Source organism: Rhodococcoides fascians NBRC 12155 = LMG 3623, assembly GCF_001894785.1.
GTDB classification, from domain to species: Bacteria; Actinomycetota; Actinomycetes; order Mycobacteriales; family Mycobacteriaceae; genus Rhodococcoides; species Rhodococcoides fascians.
Genome location: NZ_BCWW01000005.1, coordinates 22,378 through 41,651, shown reverse-complemented (window position 1 = coordinate 41,651; position 19,274 = coordinate 22,378). Strand labels below are relative to the sequence as shown.

Genomic DNA, 19,274 nt, shown 5'->3' with positions numbered 1-19,274 from the left:
GTTCACCGCCGATCCGAAGTCTTCCGAGCACCCTATAGCCCGTCGGCGAGGGAACAGGGCGCGGCCGGCGACCATCGGGCATGATGGTTCCCCGGGTGGGGACCGTCGAGGGGTACCGAGGGAGGTCCGCCTGTGCATCGTGACGCCTCGCACGCGCAATTTTCGCCGATGACGATCGATATCACGTCGACCTACCAGCCGATCGTCGCGTTGGACGGCCGAGCTGTCGTGGGTTACGAAGCCCTGGTGCGGACCTGCGGCGACGCGCAAGCGATCTCGCCGCCGCAGCTGCTGCGCGAGGCGGCCGATCGAGGCGAGTCGGCCGAGTTCGACTGGCGGTGCAGACTCAGCGCCCTGAGCGGGGCTGTCGAGGCCGGTTTCCCCGAAGGACTCGCGTTGTTCGTCAACGCGGAACCCACCGCCCTGGACGCGCCACCTCCGAGAGAGTGCCTGCCATTGATGGCCGAGGCATCTCGGTTGTCGATCATCGTCGAGATCACCGAGCGAGGCCTGATGGGTGACCCCGCCGGGCTGCTGCGTGCGGTAGAGCATGCCCGCGACCTGGGATGGCGGGTCGCGCTCGACGATGTGGGTGCAGACTCGTCGAGTCTGGCACTTATTCCGCTGCTCCGGCCCGACGTCATCAAGCTGGATATGTCTCTCGTGCAGGGCCGTTCGAGCTATGCCACGGCGTCCGTGGTGTCCGCGGTCGCCGCAGAGGCCGAACGCAGCGGTGCGCTGGTGCTCGCCGAGGGAATCGAAACGGAGCAGCACGAAGCGACTGCGCACGACATGGGTGCGGTTCTCGGCCAAGGCTACTTGTATGGCGCTCCGACTCGTCTACCCACCTTCGGAGCCACCGGCGGTACGGCCAACACACTCGAGTTGGAGCCGGCAATAACCGTCCGGGCCCCTGTTGCCGTGACGCCGTACGGTCTGGTCCATCGATTCGGAACCCGTCGACGCGCTGACGCACGGCTTCTCGACGACATCGAGAACGGTCTGCTTCGCAGTGTCTACGGCACCGGTGCGTCGACCGTCGTATTGGCGACGACGAACGCGTCGGCCGGGTCGACCGCCGAGCGTGTCGCGTTGTTCGACGACCTCGCTGTGCGCACGGCTCTCCTGGCCGTCTTCGACTCGCGGCCGATGCCGGGTGAGCATCGGTTTCGGACCGTTACGGTCGGCGAGGACGAACCACTGGCGTCGGAGCGCTCGGTTGTCATCGTGGCACCGATGTCCAGCGTTGCTCTCATCGCGGTTGAGAGCGGAACTGCCCAGGACGGAAGCGTGTTGTACGACTACTGCCTGACCTACGACCGACACATGGTCCTCGATGCGGCGACGCTTCTGCTCCGCCGATTGCCCGCTCGGACCCGTGAATGAGCCGCTGCAAGTCAAGAATATGTAAATATTTGCCCGTTTTTCGATAAAGACCGTGACGTGTGCCCGGGATGATGTTGACTCGACGTCATGAGTTTTCACCGTCTCGCCATCGACTATTCGGCCGCGGACGGAGGCACGATCAGTTCCATCGAGACAGCGATCAACAATGCTTTCGATCCGATCTCCGCCGCTGTCTCCAGCTTCGTGTTCTTCACCGTGAACATCGGTGGTGCCGCAGTTCCACTGATCGTTCTGTGGCTGATTCTGGGTGCCGTCGTCTTCACCGTCACGTTCAAGTTCATTCAGTTCCGCGGTATCAAGCGATCTCTGATCCTGGTGAGCGGCAAAGAAGACGAAGCCGATGCACCAGGCGAAGTCAGCCACTTCCGGGCTCTCACGGCCGCAGTGTCCGGAACCGTGGGACTGGGGAACATTGCAGGTGTGGCGGTCGCAGTCACGCTGGGTGGACCAGGGGCGACCTTGTGGATGATCCTCGCCGGACTGCTGGGAATGGCCTCGAAGTTCGTCGAGTGCACCCTAGGCGTGAAATATCGGGATATCAACGAGGACGGCACCGTCTCGGGCGGGCCGATGAAGTACCTCACCAAGGGACTCGCCGAGCGAGGTCTTGCAAAGGTCGGGAAGGTGATGGCTGTCTTCTACGCCGTCATCATCACGTTCTTCGCCATCAGTGGCGGCAACATGTTTCAGGCCAATCAGACGTACGCGCAGGTCCGCTCGGTCACCGGTGGCGACGAAGGCTTCCTCGGTTCGGACGGTGCGAAGGCAGTGTTCGGACTGGTGATCGCACTCATCATCGGCCTGGTCATCATCGGCGGCATGAAGTCCATTTCGGCCGTCACCGCAAAACTCGTTCCTTCCATGGCGTTGGTCTATGTCGTCGCGTGCGGCGTCGTCATCGCCGTGAACTTCCGGTCCGTTCCGACGGCGTTCGGTGCCATCTTCGACGGCGCGTTCTCACCCGAGGGCGTGGCAGGCGGAGTACTCGGAGTGATGATCATCGGGTTCCAGCGCGCGGCCTTCTCCAACGAGGCCGGGTTGGGATCGGCTTCCATTGCTCACTCGGCCGTCAAGACCAGACATCCGGTCACCGAAGGATTCGTGGCAATGCTCGAGCCCTTCATCGACACTGTGGTCATCTGCACGGCAACGGCCCTGACCATCGTGATCGCCAATACTGTGTCCTGGCAGGACCAGCGCGCCATAGTTGCCGAAACCGGTGAGTTGCCGGCGGGCGGCGTCACGCTCACCTCCGACGCCTTCGAGACCGTCCTGCCGTGGTTCCCGTACGTACTCACTCTCGCTGTGGCACTGTTCGCGTTGTCCACGGCGATCACCTGGGCGTACTACGGACTACAGGCCTGGACATCGTTGTTCGGTCGCAGCCGGTTGTCGCGCAATTTCTTCAACCTCATGTTCTGCACCTTCACCGTCATCGGCACCGTACTGTCGCTCGGCTCGGTGCTCGACTTCGCCGACGCCACGCTGTTCCTTCTGGCGTTGGTCAACATCTCGGGCCTCTACTTGCTGCTGCCGGTCGTCAAACGGGAACTGTCCGACTACATGGCAGTGCGTCGGGGCGAATCGAAGGCAGTCGACGCCGAGCTGTGACAGTGTCGGTCGACCGACCAACTGCTTCCGAACAGGGCAGCGTTCACCACGGCACCCCAGCCCGGAGTGGTCGGTACACTGACGCGCAGTCGGCAGGAGGTGAGGGCATGAAGACGGATTTCAAGAAGACCCTCGACTCGTATTCGGCACGGCGCAACGTGTTTCGAATTCTGACCGTGCCATCGACGAAATACTTGATGATCGACGGCCACGGGGATCCGAATACCGCGCCGGAATATGCCGATGCTGTATCCACGCTGTTCCCCGTTGCGTATCGGCTGAAATTCTTCAGTAAGAACGACCTGGAGCGCGACTACGTCGTCCCACCGCTCGAAGCCTTGTGGTGGGCGCCGGACATGGCGGCCTTCACCACGCGCCGGGACAAGTCGAACTGGCTCTGGACTGTGATGATCATGGCGCCCGACTGGATCGACCACACGATGTTCGAGCACGCCTTACGGGTCGACGCATCCGAGAACCGTTCGGACCGACGTGACGGAATGCGCCTCGACACCCTCGACGAGGGCCTGTGCGTGCAAACTCTGCACATCGGTTCCTACGACGACGAGGCCGCTGTGCTCGACGAGATGCACCACCGGTACATCCCGCAGGCCGGGCTGACGATGACCGGCCGTCATCACGAGATCTACCTCAGTGACCCACGACGGGTCGAACCGGCGAAGCTGCGCACCATTCTTCGGCAACCGGTGCGGTACTCGGCGGACGAGGCCTCGCTCTGACACGATGACCGGCATGACCAATGCGGTGCGTCCGGCGTCGTTCACCGTCGGCACCCTCACGTTGCTCGGAGCCCTGTACTTCGCTCAGGGGCTGCCGTTCGGCTTCTTCACGCAGGCCCTGCCCGTCGTCCTCCGAGAGTCGGGTTTCTCGTTGGTGAAAATCAGTGCAACCGGGGTGTTGTTTCTGCCGTGGGCGCTGAAATTTCTGTGGGCACCGTACGTCGATCGTTACGGGTCGAGGCGGCGGTGGCTTCTGTCCCTACAGGTGTCAGCCGCGCTGGTGGCGCTCGCACTGTCTTTTCTCGATCTGTCGTCGACGTTGCGCTGGCTGTTCGTCGGAATCTTTGTCATCAACGCGCTGTCGGCCACCCAGGACATCGCAACGGATGGGATAGCGGTTCGCACGTTGACGGTGTCGCAACGCGGCCTGGGTAACGGTCTGCAAGTGGGCGCGTACCGGGTAGGTATGGTGTGCGGCGGGGGAGTACTGTTGTGGCTGTTCACCTTTGCGGGATGGCAGGTGCTCTTCGTTGCGATGGCATTGCTGATCCTGTTGGCGACGGCCCCGGTCTGGTTCATGAACAAGCAACTGGCCGCGGCAGACGTGGACACCGACCGGCAGCCCGAGTCCGAGGGTCCGGCGCGACTCTCTGTGGCCTGGTGGTCCCGATTGCGCAGGCCTGGCATGGTCGCGTTCATCCTTCTCATCGTCGGCTTCAAATTCGGAAACTCGATGGGCTCGGCGCTGGTCGGCCCGTTCCTTTCGGACAACGGACTGACCTTGACTCAGATCGCCCTGGTCGAGGGCGGCCTGTCGTCGGTGGCAGCACTCGGAGGTGCTGCGCTCGGCGCGTGGTTGTCCTTTCGCTTCGGACGTCGTCAGGCTCTGCTGGTCGGCGGAATCGCCCAAACCCTCAGTCTTGCGTTGTACGTAGTGGCATCGTTCGGCATCGGCGGGTTTCCGCTCCTGGTCGCGGCCAACGTCACCGAACACGTGCTGGGCGGCGCGGCAACCGTTGCCGTTTTCGCGCTGATGATGGATGCATCGGAAAAACGTTATGCAGGAAGCGATTACACACTGATGGCCTGCGCAATCGTCTTTGCGCAGGGTGCGTCCGGACTTACGGCGGGCGTGATCGGCGACGTGTTCGGTTACACCGCGTTGTTCGGTTCCGCACTGGTGCTGTCCGCGGTCGGTTGCGCGGTACTGATCGTGGCGCTCGACAGGGGCTGGGGGCCCGTCGGGCTGCACGAGGTCATCTCAGTCGAATCGCGCACCCACTAGAGGCACCCACTGCTCCTCGGTCGCTCAGCTTTCGGCGACCGAGCCGGAGATGTTCACCATCCACTGCACACCGAACTTGTCGGTGAGCATGCCGAATGTGTCACCCCACGGTGCTGCGTCGAGACCCATCGTGAATTGTGCGTCGACGGCCAGCGCGTTCCAGTAGCCCGTCAATTCCTCGTGCTCGGCACCGAAGAGCGAGACGCTCATCGTGTTTCCGGGTGTGTGTTCCATCGACGACGGGGTGTCGGCCCCCATCAGTGTGAATCCGCTGGGAGTTGTCAACTGGCCGTGCATGATCAGGTTCTTCTCGGATGGATCGTCGGTGGCCTGGCCCTCGCCGAACGTGGTCAGCGTGAGCTCTCCACCGAAGACCGTGCGGTAGAACTCCATAGCGGTGCGCGCATTGTCACGGAACGACAGGTACGGACTGAGTGTGGGCATGGCGGGGACTCCTTCTCGAATCGAACGACCGGTGCGGGCTGCATCGACTACATCCGTCGAAAAGGCAGACACGGAGCTGGGGGAGAACTCACCGCCCAGGCTCGGATGGGCTGGCGTCGGCCTCGGCGAGAATGGCGCGGAGGGCAGCCACATGGCGGCGGTAGGCGGTTTTACCCTCCCTCGTCAGCGACAGCCACATCCGCCGCGAGTCGGTGCGTGATCTCTGCTGATCCACGTAGCCGGCGTCGACCAGGGCCGCCACCTGCTTGCTCAGCGCCGATGCGCTCAATCCACTGTGTTCCTTCACGACGGCGAGCTCGAGCGTCGTACCTGCCGCCAGCAGCGCGCAGATCCGCAGCCGGTTTGCCGGATGAATGATCGGATCCAGATCGTCCGTCATCGGTGTGTGCTCCGGTAGTGAGCGATCGAACCGAACGAGTAGGTCGCCGTCGCTGCTGTAGCGAGGAGCACCAGCGTCCAGCTCGGCAGGGATGGCTGCGCGAATGCCAGTGCCACCACCACGAAAGCAACGGACAGTGCGACCGACGCCAGAAATCCACGGCTGGTAGGCAGCGCCCACGGTGTGCCCATTCGGTACCCGGTGATCACGTTCGTTGCCACAATGGCCGCGGCCAGAATTAGCAGGGCGACAGTGCGGTGGGAGTCGGTGAGCAGTGGCGTGAGTGCCAACGCACCGATGAGCACTGCGTTGACGGCGTACAACCAGACCGGCCACGGAGTGTCGCGCACGGCGCGTTGCACGCGGTCGATGTCGTCGAGAGTCGTTCGAGCTTCGGACGAGGTGGGCTTATCGATGCTTTCCATATCGGAAACCATATTGGATAGTTTCCGATATGGCAACGAATTGTGTGATCAGTTCTCGAGATCGGTATCGGTCGGCCGCGGCACCTCGGCCTCCCAGCGGGCCCGTCGCTCGTCCGGGGATTGTTCCCACCACGGCGTACCTCGTTCTCCCAGGGCGACTTTGGCGGCCTGAACGCCCGCGCGAGACTCTGTGGCACCGGAGGTGCGTTTGACGTCTCTGCGCCACGCCATGAGGATCGAGCGCAATTCGGCGTTGCGATCCTCGGGAATGTCGGGATCGGTAGCGCGCCACCGTCGACCCTTGATGACGACATAGTGACCGTCTTCGGTGCGTTCCACTTGCTCGGCCATGAGACCACCTTGCCACCCGACACTGCCTGTCGTCGGTTCGACGCGTGGTTTACGATTCCGGCACCTGTTCCGCTTCTGCCTCACACCGAACCGAGGATTGCCATGCGCACCGTGATCGTGACCGCGTTCGTATCGCTCGACGGCGTCATGGAGGGGCCGGGTGGGGAAGTCGGCTACCGCAACGCGGGGTGGACGTTCAAGGACATCGAGTTCGATCCAGCGGCGTACGAGATCAAGGGTCGCGAGCAGGACGAGGCCACGGCCATGCTGCTGGGGCGTACCTCCTACGAGGCGTTCGCTCCCGTGTGGCCCACGATGGACGATTTCGCCGGATACAACTCGATGCCCAGATACGTGGTGTCGACGACATTGGAGCGCAGCGACGACCGTTGGCCGGCAACCATTCTGCGCAGCATCGACGACGTCGCCGAACTCCGGGAGACCGAAGGCGGGCCGATCTCGGTGCACGGTAGCGCAACGCTGGGTCGCAGCCTCGCCGATGCCGGTCTCGTCGACCGCTACCACCTGTTGGTCTTCCCGATGCTGCTCGGCGCGGGCAAGCGGCTGTTCAGCTCCAGCGACAAGGCCACGACTCACCTGGATCTGGTGGAGCACGAGGTGTACGACAACGGCATCCAGAAGCAGGTGTTCGACGTCCGTCGATGACCGTAATTGTCGACCCGGATTCGTCGACAGCGCGCGATCAGATGTCGTCGCTCTTCAGGGTGCGCCGCCGAACGGCTACGAGGTGAAGCTCCGGTCGGGACGCCGCCATCCGCTCGACCCGGTCGAGGATGTCGGTCACGTGGTCGAGGTCGCCGGCTACCACCGACGCTCCGATTTCGGCCCGTCTGTGCAGGTCGCGATGGTCGGTTTCGGCGACCGACACCGCGAATTTTCGATGCAGCTCCGAGATCACGGGGCCGAATCACCGAGCGCTTCTCCTTCAGGGAGTGCACGTCGCCCAACAAAAAATCCAGTTCTATCCATCCGATCCACATAGGCTTACGACTGTACCGCGGTAGTGGGCGGGGCTACCTGGTGCGAGCCGAAGGGCCCACACCAGGTAACGGTCAGCTCTTGGCCACCAGGCCGAGTGCTACCAGATCGGCCAGATACTTCTCGATCAGTTCTCGCCCCAGGTGTGGGATATCGCCGACAGCCGACGCGAATTCGTCTGCCGGCAGGATTGCCCCCGACGACGGGTGCTGGGGATGCGCGTAGGAGTGGATCAGCGGCAACAACGAGTGTGACCGTTGTTTCTCCGGTAGTTCCTGCACTGCCGCGCTGAACCTTTCGAACCACTCGTCGTAGTCGTCGACGATGTCGATGGTGCACCCCGCGTCACGTAGCCAATCCACGAACGTATCCAGCGATATGTCGTCGTCGTAGGGGTTCAAAATGTCGAAGGTTCGGTAGCCCGTCACGTCGTCGCCCGCGATCGAGGTGATGGCCGCTGCACTGAAGTCCGCAGGCAATCCGTCGTAGTGAGCCAGTGGCCTGCCCTGCTCGTCGGTCGGCGCTCCGGCATCGGTGGCATAGAAGCTTCTCGGTGCCAGCCCGGTTGCGACCACCGACAGGATCAGTCGCGTGAATACGTCGGGCACGTTCAGCTGACCGGACCAGGTGCTGTGGGCGAGGATCATGTCGGATCGGAAGACCGAGACGGGCAGCGAGTACTCGTCGAAAGCGTTGCGCAACAACACTTCGCCCGCCCACTTGGAGTTTCCGTAACCGTTGGCGTACGACTCGTCGACTGCTCGTTGCGGACTGTCCACCCGAATGTCACCGTTCTCGTGGAAGTCGTCGACACCGACGGCAACCGCGACCGTCGACAGGTAGGTCACCGGCTTGATGTGGTCGGTCAAGGCCAACCGAATCACCTCGGCCGTTCCGACGACGTTCGGTCCGAAGAGGTGCTCGTACGGGAGCGCGTGATTGACCAGTGCTGCCGGGTGCACGACGCGGTCCACGCGGCGAGAAAGTTCTTCCCAGACATCGTCGGTCAACCCGAACCGGGGAGTGCCCAGATCGCCTGCAATCACGTCGAGTGCGGCGTCGGCCAAGGCGCGATATCGATCGGACAACGTCGCGTCCCCGCTGTCGAAGGCGGCGTCGAGCCGACCGCGGGCATCGGCATCGGAGCGTCCGCGCACCAGACAGATGACTCTTCCGCCGGCGGCTGCCATCTTCTCGAGCCATTCGAGGCACAGAAACCTGCCCAGGTAGCCGTTCGCTCCCGTCAGCAACACGGTGTTCGTTACCGGCCGAGGGCCTGGAATTCGATAAGCGGCATCGAGCAGGGAGGCGTCCAGAAATGCCGACAGGGTCAGATCCGATGCGAGCGCGACGGTCGCTTCGCGTCCGTGAACCGACGCGAATGTCGCTGTGTCGGAATCGTTGTCGATCGCGGACGTGATGTAGTCGGCAAGGGCCGACAGGTCCATGGCGGGTCCGGTGATCACCCCGACCGGGACGTCGACGTCGTAGATGTCGCGCAGCAACGTGGAAAATGTCAACGCCGACAACGAGTCACCACCGAGATCGGTGAAGTGGGCATCGGGTCGGATGTCTGCGCCCGAGCAGCCGAGCAGAGCCTGGGCGGCATCCCCGACCGTGGTGAGCACGGGTGCCTGGGCACCGGAACGCCGAAGCTCACGCAGTCGGTCGGTCTGCCCCGATTCGAGTTCTGCGTAGCGACGTTCGAGTTCGTCGCCGTACCGCTCGACGAGTTTGGGGCGCAATTGCTTTCCGGCACCCGACAGCAGACCGTTGTCCTGAGTGAAAGGCTGGGGTTCGAGCACGACCTCGCGAGGTATCTCGTACGAATTCAGCGACTCCGTGCGAGCGATCCGCTGTAGCGACTCCATGATCGCGCCCGCAGTCGAGTTCGCTTGGGCAGGAACGACGATTGCCAACAGATACGACCGCTGGCTGTTGCCGTACAGGAAGATCTGATCCACCAGCTCGCTCGTACCGAACACCGCTTCCAGGCGCGCCAACGCAACGAATTCGCCCTGGGCCAACTTCAGTACGTTCTTGCGACGATCCACGTATGCGAGCCGGTCCGGTTCCAGCTCGGCCACGACATCGCCGGTGCGGTAGAACCCGTCCGAATCGAAGACGTCTGCGGTCACATCGGGCCGCTTGTAGTAGCCGGGGATGATCGACGTCGTCTTGAGTAGGAGCTCACCACGTGGATGGGGAGTGTCGGTGGAGAAATAGCCGAGTTCGGGCACGTCGTCCAACTTGTATTCGAGAACCGGTGGCCGGGCGACGATCCCGTCGAGAAGTACCATTCCGGCTTCGGTCGAGCCGTAATTGTCGCGAACCCGAACGTCGAGCAAGTCGGTCACGAAATCCTTGACCTCGGCGGCGATGGGTGCGGTGCCCACCATTGCAGCCAGGATTCGTCCACCGAACTGCTCGGACCGCACGCGCTCGAGCACGCCTCGCGAAATCTGCTCGTGTTCGCCCGCATCGGTACCGTCGACCGCACGATCGATTTCGGCGAGCACGGTGTGGCGAATCATCTCGCACACCCGCGGAATCAACAACGCCAGCGTGGGTCGCGCGAGAGCGAAGTCCTCGAACAACGTGGACAGGTCGCTGGAGCCGGCGAAATGAACCGTGCCGCCCGCCGCCAGAGTCGAGAAAACGAGCCCGCGGCCCGCAAGGTGGCTCATCGGTAGGTAGTCGAGAGTGATGACGGGAAAAGCCGGCTCGTCGACACCCTCGGACGAGGCACCCGTCCGATGCCAGGCCCCGGTCCACGCACCGGACACGATCTGCTCGGTATGCATCGCCCCTTTCGGAGTACCGGTGCTGCCGGAGGTGTAGATCAGTGCGGCGAGGCGCTCGGGATCCTCGACGTCGAACAACGGCACCTGGGGGAGTCGGGAACCCTCGTCCACCAGTTCGGTGAGCGGTCGAACAGCAATGCCGGACCCGTGGACACCCTCGCGCGCGGACGTCAGCGCGCGGGTGTCGGCATCGATTCGGTCGTCGTAGTCGAGTACGACCACTGTGCGGATCGACCGGCAGTGACCGGCGACCTCCATCGCGACGGCGAGGTTGTCCACGTCGGAGGCCAGGACCACCGGCTCGACCTCGTCGACGATGGCCCTCAGTTGACCTGCGGTGGCTCCGGCCTGCAGTGGAACTGCGACTGCGCCCACACGGATGGTGGCCAGTTCGGTGATCACGTAGTCGATGCCGGCGAAACCGAGCGTGGCCACGAAGTCGCCTGCAGCGATGCCGCCGTCGTCGTGACCGAGGGCGGACGCCAAGGCTCCCGCGTCGGCCCAGGCCTGCCCGTAGGTCACCGTGTCGAATCGGGGGAGCAAGCGAGCGGTAGTGCTGCCTTCGGTGTCCTCGATCATGCGCGCGCGGCGTCCCAGGGCGGGGCGGTCGGCGTACCTGGTCATGATCTCGGCAACCACGCGAGCGAGGTTGGGTGCCAGTTCACGAGCCGCGTCGGCAACCGACCGATCCGGCTCGGCAGCCCGGAACTCCGGATCGCTGTCGTGCAGATGCTGGAAACGGTCTCGTTGGCGGATGTCTCGATCGTGTTCGCTGTCGACGGCCCCTGTGCTTTTCATGGCAATTGTTCGGGTCATGCTTCGCTCCCCTCCACGATGCACCGGACGACGCCGGATCATCGTGCTCGTACGTCGAATATCGTTATCAAAGGTAAGTATATGCCCGTGGCCGAGTAGGTAATCGTGACGCTGCTCATAGTCCAGTTGGCCGGAAATGTCTGTGTTTCAACCTTTCTCGCGTACTGCTACGCCGGGCAACCGTCGCGTATCCGGGCGGCGTAGGTACTCGATGTGGACGACCGAACTCGACTTGTATGGTGAGTTGCACGTCACGTGCGACGCGGTTGCCGCTCCCTCGTAGAGCTCACGCCGTCGGCTCACGCGTCACCCCTCTCGATCGGAGCAGCGAAATGTCGGACGTTCTCTCACGCCGCGACCTGGATTTTCTGTTGTACGAATGGCTCGATGTGGTTGCGTTGACGGAGCGGCCACGTTTTGCGGAACACTCGCGCGAAACGTTCGATGCGGTACTGGACCTGAGCGCAGACATCGCCCACAAGCATTTCGCCCCGCACAACAAGAAGGCCGATGCACACGAGCCCACCATGAACAGGGACGGTTCGGTGGAGCTGATCCCCGAGGTCAAGGCCGCTCTCGACGTGTACCGCGCCGCGGGGTTGATCGCCGGGCAGTTCGACGAATCGATCGGCGGTATGCAGTTGCCCGCCACCGTCTCTCGTGCTGCGATGGCGTTCTTCCAGGCTGCAAATGCTGGAACGTCCTCGTATCCGTTCCTGACGATGGCCAACGCCAATCTGATCGCCACCTACGGCACTCCGGAGCAGGTGCGCGACTACGTGCGGCCCATGATCGACGGGCGTTGGTTCGGCACCATGTGCTTGTCCGAACCGCAGGCCGGGTCGTCGCTGGCGGACATCACCACGAAGGCTGTGCCGCAGGACGACGGCAGCTACCGGCTCACCGGTACCAAGATGTGGATCTCCGGTGGAGATCACGAACTGACCGAGAACATCGTGCACCTGGTTCTGGCGAAGACGCCGGGTGGACCTCCCGGCGTCAAAGGGATCTCGCTGTTCATCGTTCCCAAGTTCCTGCCGAACGGTGAGGGCGGCATCGCCGAACGTAACGACATCGTGCTGACCGGGCTCAATCACAAGATGGGCAACCGCGGTACCACCAACACTCTGCTCGCGTTCGGCGACGGAACCCATTCTCCCGGTGGGAAAGCCGGGGCAGTCGGCTATCTCGTCGCCGAGGAGAACCGTGGTCTGTCGTACATGTTCCACATGATGAACGAGGCCCGGATCGGCGTCGGATTCCTGGCGATCGCACTCGGCTACGTCGGCTACCTGAAGTCCGTCGAGTACGCGAAGACGCGCACCCAGGGACGGCCACTGGGAGCCAAGGATCCTGCCGCGCCTCCGGTCGCTTTGATCGAGCACGCCGACGTGCGCCGAATGTTGTTGGCGCAGAAGTCGTATGTCGAGGGGGCATTGGCCCTCGGGCTCTACTGCTCGCGTTTGGTGGACCACCAGGATTCGGCATCGGACGCCGCCGACGCAGCTCGATCGACACTGTTGCTCGACGTACTGACACCGATCGCCAAAAGTTGGCCCTCGCAGTGGTGTCTCGAGGCCAACAGTCTTGCCATTCAGGTGCACGGGGGTTACGGCTACACCCGCGACTACGACGTGGAACAGCACTACCGCGACAACCGGCTCAACCCCATTCACGAAGGTACACACGGCATTCAGGGCTTGGACCTACTCGGCCGCAAGGTCGTCATGCAGAACGGTGCCGGGTTGGCGCTGCTCGCCGAGCGAATCGCCGAGACCGTGACGCGAGCATCGACTCACGGGGGAGCGGCCGAGCAGTACGGCACCGAACTGAACAACAGGTTCTCGAGGATCGTCGAGGTCACCGCCGCAGTCTGGGGTACCGGTGACGCCGCCGTGGCGTTGGCGAATTCCACGGCCTACCTCGAGGCAATGGGCCACACGGTCATCGCGTGGATGTGGCTCGAGCAGCTGCTTGCCGTGGGAGACCGAATCGGAGACTTCTACGACGGAAAGCGCTCTGCTGCACGGTACTTCTTCGTCTACGAGCTACCGAAGGTCGATGCACAGCTCGATCTGCTGGCGCTTCTCGATCGAACGACCCTCGATATGTCACCCGCCTGGTTCTGAGCACGAGACACCCGATACAAGGAGATTTCAGAACATGTCGATCTTGGACAAATTCCGCCTCGACGGCCGCGTCGTCATCGTCACGGGCGCATCGTCCGGTTTGGGAGTGTCTTTCGCGAAAGCGGCGGCCGAGGCCGGAGCCGACGTGGTGCTGGCCGCCCGTCGCGTCGACAAGTTGGCACAGACTGCCGCACTGATCGACAGCGTCGGTGGGCGTTCGCTGAGCGTGGCAACCGATGTGGTCGATCCCGACCAGTGCACGGCCATGGTCGAGGCCGCCGTCGCCGAGTTCGGCAAGGTGGACGTGCTGATCAACAACGCCGGCGTCGGCACGGCGTACCCCGCCACCCGTGAGACTCCCGAGCAGTTCCGCTCTGTCATCGACATCAACCTGAACGGCTCCTACTGGGCCGCTCAGGCGTGTGGACGGGTGATGCAGCCCGGAAGCTCGATCGTGAACATATCCAGCATTCTGGGGCTCACCACCGCCGGTCTGCCTCAGGCTGCCTACAGTGCCAGCAAGGCGGCCATCGTCGGTCTCACTCGTGACCTCGCGCAACAGTGGGGCGCTCGAAAAGGCATCCGCGTCAACGCTATTGCGCCTGGTTTCTTCGAGAGCGAGATGACCGATTCCTACCAGCCGGGATACCTCGAGGCATTGGCTCCCCGAATGATCCTCGGACGCAAGGGCGACCCCGAAGAACTGGCCGCCACCGCGGTCTGGCTCGCGTCCGACGCGGGCGGATACGTGACGGGCCAGACCATCGCAGTGGACGGCGGCGTGACCATCACCTGATGGTCGGGCTCGCCATCACTCGATGGCGGTGACTGCGATGCCTTCGCGCACGAGCCTGCGACCGACCACGACAGCATCGTCGGTGTCGAGGCCGGGCAGAGAATCCAACCGGCACGGCGATCCTTCGAGCAACAATTCGAGAGCATCGGCGCACTGAGGCGGCATCGACACGGTTTTGTCGCGCAGCACGACAGCCGCGGACTCGGGGGTTCGCACCACTCGCGCGATCACCCCGGCCCTGAGCCGAATCGAGTCCTGACCCCGCAGCGCGCCCATCTGGGCAACACTGCGAACGGGGCGCACCGGTTCGGGTCGAACCAGCTCGTCGTACCGACTCGCAACACGCTCGGTGATCAGATGCAGCACCTCAGGATCTCGATCCAACTCGTCGAGAGCTCGGCGCATGTCGCCGAGGACGCGGCGTACGTGGGGGAGAACGGACTCGGAGTCGGTCGGGTCCCATCCGGCCGGCAACGGTGCGCGCAGTCCCTCGACGTCCTGAAGAGCACCGAGGGTGTGATGGGCGATGTCGTAATCGTTGAACGACGCGACGCCTATCGTCAGATGCACCGTCGTCTCGCCCAGGGCCTGCGCCGAATGGATCCAGCCGCGCGGGAGATACAGAACGTCACCGGGCTCGAGCACGATGTCCAACTCCGGGGAGTCGTCGGCGTGACGTTCCACTGCTGCTCGTCGATCCGACCACGGCTGATTGTTCAGTGGATGGCGATGCACCGGCGAGTGAATCGTCCACCGCTTACTTCCGGCGATCTGCACGACGAACACGTCGTGAACATCGTAATGCGGCGAAAAGCCCTGGGACGCAGCCGGAGTGACGTAGGAATTGACCTGTACCGGGTGGCCGAGCTCGCGAACGAGCTCGCCGGTGAAAGCAATCAAGGGCGGCCACAGGCGATGCAGGCCCTGCAGCACCAGAGTGTTGCCGGCCGCGAAGGCCGACAGAACCGCCGCGGAATCGACCTGGTCGGTGATCTCGGCGCCGAACCCTCCGGACCCCGTGAACTTGTTCTTCTCCAGCAGGCGGCCGTCCTTGGCCATCCGCACGAACGGGGTGCGTACGCCGCGCTCGGCGATCAACTCGTCGACCGCGTCGACCGTCATCAGATCCTCGAACGATCCGGACAGTTCGGCAGATCGGGTGAACTTGGGTGCTGTGCCCCAGTGACGCTCCGCGAAAGTGGCGGCGTCGATTCCGGTGAGACGACGAAGCGCGGACCGGTTGCCCGGTCCGCGCTCGTCGTTCGACTCGATGATCAAGCGGAACCGTCCGCACCGCCGTCGTGTCCGCCGGGGTTGGATCCGCCGTCGGCCGGGCCTTCTCCACCCGCTGGGCCGTCTGCTCCGCCGTCGTGTCCGTCAGGATTCGATCCGCCGTCAGCGGGTCCTTCGCCTGCTCCGGCCGGGCCGTCTGCTCCGCCGTCGTGTCCGCCGGGATTGGATCCGCCGTCAGCGGGTCCTTCGCCTGCAGATCCGCCTGAGGTGGTGATGTCGTCGTCGTTGATGCTCATCGAGGTCCTTCCGTTGATGGAGGTTCGTGCTCTCGCGCAGCGCGGGAACATCGGGGGTATTGACGCAATCTCTGTGATTCAAACAGCGACGGCACCGGGAAATATCACTCCTGATCGTCGGCGATCTCCGGGGCGTTCTCTCGTGTCGCCATCCCACCGCCGCCTCCGCCGTCCACCGGTCCGGGGCGGCCGCCCTTGGGGGAGTCCGCCGTGTCGTGTTCGGTCGAGGTGCCGCCGTCTGTCTTGTCCTTGTCGTCCTGTCCCATGGTTCGACACTAGACCGGCCGTCCGTCCGTGGGAGCATGGAACGATGGATCGATCCCCTGCGCAGCACGTGGTGCTGCTCGACGACGAAGGCCGCGCCGTCGGCACCCAGGACAAGACCACGGTGCACACCGAACAGACCCCGCTGCACCTGGCGTTCTCCAGCTACGTGGTGCGTGAGGACGGTGCCGTGTTGCTCACGCGACGGGCGTCGAGCAAGACGACATGGCCCGGCGTGTTGACGAACAGTTGTTGTGGACATCCAGCACCCGGCGAGGACCTGGAGTCGGCAGTGCTCCGGCGCATCGGCGAAGAGCTGGGTCTGCAGGCACGGTCCGCGGAACTGGTGCTGCCGCATTTTAGGTACCGCGCTGTGATGGACAACGGGATAGTCGAGAACGAGATCTGCCCCGTCTACCGAGTGACGGTCGGCGACGACGCGACACTCGACCCGGATCCTGACGAGGTCGACGAAACGCGATGGGTGTCCTGGTCCGAATTTTCGGCCGACGTGCTCGCAGACCGAATCGATGTATCGCCCTGGTGTCGAACACAAGTGGAGCAACTCGCCGGGTTGGCCGAGCACGCACTGGCCTGGCCCGCGTCCGCCGACGAACTCCTTCCTCCGGCCGCGCGTCTCGCGGATTCCGCGTGACGGCAATCGAATCGGTGGGTACTCATGGCGCGTAGCGACGAGTCGAGCGACTGCCTCGGCCGCGACTCGATGGAGCGCGCACTCGGCCACTTCGAGTTTCGGACAGCAGATGCCGACGGTCTGCGCCACGCAGCTGTTGCTCTGGCGGTCGGCGGGGAGCGCGGAGACCATCGCCTGCTGTTGACCAGACGGCCGAGCCGATTGCGCGCTCACCCGGGTCAGTACGCGCTACCTGGTGGCGGAGTCGATCCGGGCGAAACCCCGGCACAGGCCTGCCTGCGTGAACTCCAGGAAGAGTTGGGCATTCGTACCGACCCGGGGGAGGTACTCGGGCGCCTCGACGATTACGTCACCCGTTCGGGTTACGTCATCACACCGTTCGTGGTGTGGGTGGGCGAGTATTCGTCGTCGCTGCAGCCCAGTGCCGACGAGGTGGCCGAAGTGTTCGAGGTGACCGAGGCCGAACTCGATGTCGATGCGGAATTCGTCACGATCCCCGAGTCGCCCCGACCCGTGATTCGGTGGCCGTTCCGAACCGGTGCCATCCATGCTCCCACGGGTGCGATCGTGCACCAGTTTCGTGAAGTGGTCCTTCGCGGTCGACACACCCGGGTCGCGGACTTCGAGCAGCCGGTGTTCGCGTGGCGCTAACGTGGCCTCGAACCGTCGGTGCGCTCGCGCCGGCTGCCACGACGCCAGAGGCGACAGGAGGTGAGCGGTGACGGACAAGAGCGAACTCGAGGTAACGGATCGGATCGCAACTGTTCCCAACCTGCTCAGTGCCGTGCGACTCGCCGGCGTTCCGCTGTTCTTGTTTCTTCTTCTCGGCCCCCAGGCAGACGGCTGGGCGCTGGTCATTCTGCTCGTCAGCGGCGGCACCGACTGGCTCGACGGAAAACTCGCGCGTTTGCTCGGGCAGTCGTCGCGGCTGGGGGCGATTCTCGACCCGCTCGTCGATCGCTTGTACGTCGTCAGCACGCTGGTCGGATTCGTGGTGCGCGGCATCATCCCGTGGTGGGTCGCTGCCATCCTGATCGGGCGAGACGCGGTTCTCGGCCTGACCATGTTCGTCTACCGACGTCGCTCCCTCCCGCCTCCGGACGTGATCTATCTCGGGAAGGCAGCCACGTTCGTGGTCATGATCGCGCTGCCGGTGCTGTTGGTCTCCGTGGGCACCGGTTCCGTGGCCGACGCCGCTGGGCCCCTCGGTTACGCGCTCCTGATCTGGGGGACGGTGCTGTACACGTGGACCGGTGCGTTGTACCTCGGCAAGGCAGTGGCCGTCGCGCGAGCGATCGCGCCCACCTCCGCACCGGGCAGGTGACGGTGCAGCCACCAGCACGACCGAAGAGGAACCCGACTCCGTCACTGCTCACATCGCTGTTGACGGATCACCTCGATCCGGGTTACGCAGCCGCTGCCGTCGAACGGTCGGCGCACCACGTGCGTAACCCGAGAGTGCCGCCTGTCCTCTGGCTGATCACCGGTGCCGTCGCTGTCGGAGTGGTCTTCGGGGTCGCGACGTCGCAGCTGGCCTCGGACGCGGCGGAGATCGACCGGGCCAGTGCCGACGCCTCTGCTGCAGTGCGTGCTGCCCAGGAGCGTGAAGCCGAACTGGACGTCACGAGGGATCAACTCGCAGCGCAGGTATCGACCGAGCGTGATCGCGCGCTCCAGTCCGATGCTGCCGGGAGCGAGCTCCTGGACCGTCTCGATGCGGTCGAGTCGGCCGCCGGTATCGACTCGGTGACCGGTCCCGGCTTGTCGGTCGTCGTGACAGAACCTGCCGCAGGCGGTGCATCCGACAGATCGGTCCGTACCGGTTCCGGCGCAACCGTTCTCGACCGCGACATCGCTGCTGTCGTCAACTCCTTGTGGGCCAGCGGTGCCGAAGCGGTGTCCGTCGACGGCAATCGAGTCGGGCCGAACGTGACGATCAGACAGGCAGGCGGCGCGATGCTGCTCGACAATCGCCCGATCACCTCGCCCTACGACATCGATGCGATCGGTCCACCGCAGCGCATTCAGGTGCAGTTCGCCGTCAGCGATGCGTACCTGCGCATGAGCACGGTCGCTCAGCTCTACGGTGTCGGTTTCTCGGTACGGCCTGCCACCGATCTCGAGTTCGGGCCGGCCGTCGCCAGGGAGTCGTTCGAGGCGAAGGAGGTGGCCCCACGATGACGGCGAGTGACGTCCCGGACGTCGAGCCATCCGACTCCGGCAGCCCCGGTCCCGAGGTGCCCGGCGGCACCGAGCCCGCCGCGACCGGCCGCGCCGGATTCGCGCTCGCAGCATTGGTCGCGCTCGTCGTCGGAGTCGTGATCGGTCTCGTCGCCGGGCCTCGAGTTCCAGCAGTCGTCGCCCCCTACCTGCCGATCGCCGTCGTGGCCGCTATCGATGCAGTGTTCGGCGGCGTGCGCGCCTTTCTCGACGGCATTTTCGACGCCAAGGTGTTCGTCGTGTCGTTCGTCTTCAACGTCCTCGTCGCGGCGCTCATCGTGTGGCTCGGCGACCAGCTCGGAGTCGGAACGCAACTGTCCACCGCCATCGTCGTCGTGCTCGGTATACGTATCTTCGGCAACGCCGCTGCGTTGCGCCGACGGCTTTTCGGTGCCTGAC

At 64.1% G+C, this 19,274-nt stretch carries 20 protein-coding genes and 1 pseudogene; 12 read left to right on the top strand and 9 right to left on the bottom strand.

Going from position 1 to position 19,274, the window contains the following annotated elements; genetic code table 11:
• Positions 1-168 precede the first annotated feature (168 nt).
• The 4 genes from RFA01S_RS13005 (at position 169) to RFA01S_RS12990 (ending at position 5,043) form a co-directional block, all read left to right on the top strand.
• Positions 169-1,386: an EAL domain-containing protein gene (locus RFA01S_RS13005; protein ID WP_052060883.1), complete on the top strand. Its 1,218-nt coding sequence runs from the start codon at positions 169-171 to the stop codon at positions 1,384-1,386.
• An 87-nt stretch (positions 1,387-1,473) separates the two neighbouring features.
• Positions 1,474-3,018, top strand: a complete 1,545-nt coding sequence (locus tag RFA01S_RS13000; RefSeq protein WP_032370587.1) for an alanine/glycine:cation symporter family protein — start codon at positions 1,474-1,476, stop codon at positions 3,016-3,018.
• A gap of 107 nt (positions 3,019-3,125) precedes the next feature.
• The gene (locus RFA01S_RS12995; protein WP_032370658.1) at positions 3,126-3,758 is read left to right on the top strand and encodes a GyrI-like domain-containing protein; all 633 of its coding nucleotides are present in this window, start codon (positions 3,126-3,128) and stop codon (positions 3,756-3,758) included.
• A 13-nt stretch (positions 3,759-3,771) separates the two neighbouring features.
• The gene (locus RFA01S_RS12990; RefSeq protein WP_032370657.1) at positions 3,772-5,043 is read left to right on the top strand and encodes an MFS transporter; all 1,272 of its coding nucleotides are present in this window, start codon (positions 3,772-3,774) and stop codon (positions 5,041-5,043) included.
• 24 nt (positions 5,044-5,067) lie between these two features.
• On the opposite strand, the gene RFA01S_RS12985 is transcribed toward RFA01S_RS12990, so the two are convergent.
• The 4 genes from RFA01S_RS12985 to RFA01S_RS12970 all read right to left on the bottom strand — a co-directional run bounded on the left by RFA01S_RS12985 (position 5,068) and on the right by RFA01S_RS12970 (position 6,663).
• Complete coding sequence (locus RFA01S_RS12985) at positions 5,068-5,487, bottom strand: VOC family protein (RefSeq protein WP_032408238.1); 420 nt, start codon at positions 5,485-5,487, stop codon at positions 5,068-5,070.
• An 88-nt stretch (positions 5,488-5,575) separates the two neighbouring features.
• Positions 5,576-5,887 carry a transcriptional regulator gene (locus RFA01S_RS12980; protein ID WP_032388355.1) on the bottom strand — a complete coding sequence of 104 codons (312 nt, stop codon included), beginning with the start codon at positions 5,885-5,887 and terminating at the stop codon, positions 5,576-5,578.
• The gene (locus RFA01S_RS12975) at positions 5,884-6,312 is read right to left on the bottom strand and encodes a hypothetical protein (protein WP_032408239.1); all 429 of its coding nucleotides are present in this window, start codon (positions 6,310-6,312) and stop codon (positions 5,884-5,886) included. Before RFA01S_RS12975 ends, RFA01S_RS12980 begins: the two co-directional genes overlap by 4 nt.
• A 48-nt stretch (positions 6,313-6,360) precedes the next feature.
• Complete coding sequence (locus RFA01S_RS12970) at positions 6,361-6,663, bottom strand: hypothetical protein (protein ID WP_032370584.1); 303 nt, start codon at positions 6,661-6,663, stop codon at positions 6,361-6,363.
• Positions 6,664-6,765: 102 nt separating this feature from the next.
• Between RFA01S_RS12970 and RFA01S_RS12965 the strand changes: the two genes are divergently transcribed.
• Positions 6,766-7,329 (top strand): dihydrofolate reductase family protein, encoded by a 564-nt coding sequence (locus tag RFA01S_RS12965; RefSeq protein WP_032408471.1) that lies wholly within the window; start codon positions 6,766-6,768, stop codon positions 7,327-7,329.
• A gap of 37 nt (positions 7,330-7,366) precedes the next feature.
• Here RFA01S_RS12965 and RFA01S_RS12960 read toward each other — a convergent pair.
• Together RFA01S_RS12960 and car are read right to left on the bottom strand one after the other, a co-directional pair.
• Positions 7,367-7,664, bottom strand: a pseudogene (locus tag RFA01S_RS12960) (DUF503 domain-containing protein).
• Positions 7,665-7,736: 72 nt separating this feature from the next.
• The gene (gene car, locus RFA01S_RS12955; RefSeq protein WP_139278440.1) at positions 7,737-11,282 is read right to left on the bottom strand and encodes a carboxylic acid reductase; all 3,546 of its coding nucleotides are present in this window, start codon (positions 11,280-11,282) and stop codon (positions 7,737-7,739) included.
• 332 nt (positions 11,283-11,614) lie between these two features.
• Here car and RFA01S_RS12950 point away from each other — a divergent pair, with 332 nt between their 5' ends.
• A complete protein-coding gene (locus RFA01S_RS12950; RefSeq protein WP_032408240.1) occupies positions 11,615-13,411 on the top strand; it encodes an acyl-CoA dehydrogenase in 1,797 nt (598 codons plus the stop codon).
• Between the two features lie 34 nt (positions 13,412-13,445).
• A complete protein-coding gene (locus RFA01S_RS12945) occupies positions 13,446-14,207 on the top strand; it encodes an SDR family NAD(P)-dependent oxidoreductase (RefSeq protein ID WP_027497177.1) in 762 nt (253 codons plus the stop codon).
• Between the two features lie 15 nt (positions 14,208-14,222).
• Here RFA01S_RS12945 and RFA01S_RS12940 read toward each other — a convergent pair whose 3' ends face one another.
• The 3 genes from RFA01S_RS12940 to RFA01S_RS27750 form a co-directional block, all read right to left on the bottom strand.
• Positions 14,223-15,485: a cupin domain-containing protein gene (locus RFA01S_RS12940; RefSeq protein WP_052060885.1), complete on the bottom strand. Its 1,263-nt coding sequence runs from the start codon at positions 15,483-15,485 to the stop codon at positions 14,223-14,225.
• Positions 15,482-15,736, bottom strand: a complete 255-nt coding sequence (locus RFA01S_RS12935; protein ID WP_027497175.1) for a hypothetical protein — start codon at positions 15,734-15,736, stop codon at positions 15,482-15,484. Before RFA01S_RS12935 ends, RFA01S_RS12940 begins: the two co-directional genes overlap by 4 nt.
• Positions 15,737-15,840: 104 nt before the next feature.
• Complete coding sequence (locus RFA01S_RS27750; RefSeq protein ID WP_167328012.1) at positions 15,841-16,002, bottom strand: hypothetical protein; 162 nt, start codon at positions 16,000-16,002, stop codon at positions 15,841-15,843.
• 44 nt (positions 16,003-16,046) lie between these two features.
• On the opposite strand from RFA01S_RS27750, the gene idi reads away from it, so the two are divergent.
• From idi to RFA01S_RS12910, 5 genes are all read left to right on the top strand, one after another.
• The gene (gene idi / locus RFA01S_RS12930) at positions 16,047-16,655 is read left to right on the top strand and encodes an isopentenyl-diphosphate Delta-isomerase (protein WP_032366164.1); all 609 of its coding nucleotides are present in this window, start codon (positions 16,047-16,049) and stop codon (positions 16,653-16,655) included.
• A 24-nt stretch (positions 16,656-16,679) separates the two neighbouring features.
• Entirely contained in the window at positions 16,680-17,306 is a 627-nt protein-coding gene (locus RFA01S_RS12925; protein ID WP_032370581.1) for an NUDIX hydrolase, read from the top strand.
• A gap of 67 nt (positions 17,307-17,373) precedes the next feature.
• Positions 17,374-17,979, top strand: coding sequence for a CDP-alcohol phosphatidyltransferase family protein (locus RFA01S_RS12920; protein WP_032408241.1), 606 nt, complete (start codon positions 17,374-17,376; stop codon positions 17,977-17,979).
• A gap of 2 nt (positions 17,980-17,981) precedes the next feature.
• Positions 17,982-18,836: a DUF881 domain-containing protein gene (locus tag RFA01S_RS12915; RefSeq protein WP_032408474.1), complete on the top strand. Its 855-nt coding sequence runs from the start codon at positions 17,982-17,984 to the stop codon at positions 18,834-18,836.
• Positions 18,837-18,949: 113 nt separating this feature from the next.
• Positions 18,950-19,273, top strand: a complete 324-nt coding sequence (locus RFA01S_RS12910; protein ID WP_205912519.1) for a DUF1290 domain-containing protein — start codon at positions 18,950-18,952, stop codon at positions 19,271-19,273.
• Position 19,274 lies beyond the last annotated feature (1 nt).

Coding starts and splice junctions, on each gene's coding strand:
- RFA01S_RS13005 (WP_052060883.1), top strand. CDS start 169: ATGACGATCGATATCACGTCGACCTACCAGCCGATCGTCGCGTTGGAC.
- RFA01S_RS13000 (WP_032370587.1), top strand. CDS start 1,474: ATGAGTTTTCACCGTCTCGCCATCGACTATTCGGCCGCGGACGGAGGC.
- RFA01S_RS12995 (WP_032370658.1), top strand. CDS start 3,126: ATGAAGACGGATTTCAAGAAGACCCTCGACTCGTATTCGGCACGGCGC.
- RFA01S_RS12990 (WP_032370657.1), top strand. CDS start 3,772: ATGACCAATGCGGTGCGTCCGGCGTCGTTCACCGTCGGCACCCTCACG.
- RFA01S_RS12985 (WP_032408238.1), bottom strand. CDS start 5,487: ATGCCCACACTCAGTCCGTACCTGTCGTTCCGTGACAATGCGCGCACC.
- RFA01S_RS12980 (WP_032388355.1), bottom strand. CDS start 5,887: ATGACGGACGATCTGGATCCGATCATTCATCCGGCAAACCGGCTGCGG.
- RFA01S_RS12975 (WP_032408239.1), bottom strand. CDS start 6,312: ATGGAAAGCATCGATAAGCCCACCTCGTCCGAAGCTCGAACGACTCTC.
- RFA01S_RS12970 (WP_032370584.1), bottom strand. CDS start 6,663: ATGGCCGAGCAAGTGGAACGCACCGAAGACGGTCACTATGTCGTCATC.
- RFA01S_RS12965 (WP_032408471.1), top strand. CDS start 6,766: ATGCGCACCGTGATCGTGACCGCGTTCGTATCGCTCGACGGCGTCATG.
- car (WP_139278440.1), bottom strand. CDS start 11,282: ATGACCCGAACAATTGCCATGAAAAGCACAGGGGCCGTCGACAGCGAA.
- RFA01S_RS12950 (WP_032408240.1), top strand. CDS start 11,615: ATGTCGGACGTTCTCTCACGCCGCGACCTGGATTTTCTGTTGTACGAA.
- RFA01S_RS12945 (WP_027497177.1), top strand. CDS start 13,446: ATGTCGATCTTGGACAAATTCCGCCTCGACGGCCGCGTCGTCATCGTC.
- RFA01S_RS12935 (WP_027497175.1), bottom strand. CDS start 15,736: ATGAGCATCAACGACGACGACATCACCACCTCAGGCGGATCTGCAGGC.
- RFA01S_RS27750 (WP_167328012.1), bottom strand. CDS start 16,002: ATGGGACAGGACGACAAGGACAAGACAGACGGCGGCACCTCGACCGAA.
- idi (WP_032366164.1), top strand. CDS start 16,047: ATGGATCGATCCCCTGCGCAGCACGTGGTGCTGCTCGACGACGAAGGC.
- RFA01S_RS12925 (WP_032370581.1), top strand. CDS start 16,680: ATGGCGCGTAGCGACGAGTCGAGCGACTGCCTCGGCCGCGACTCGATG.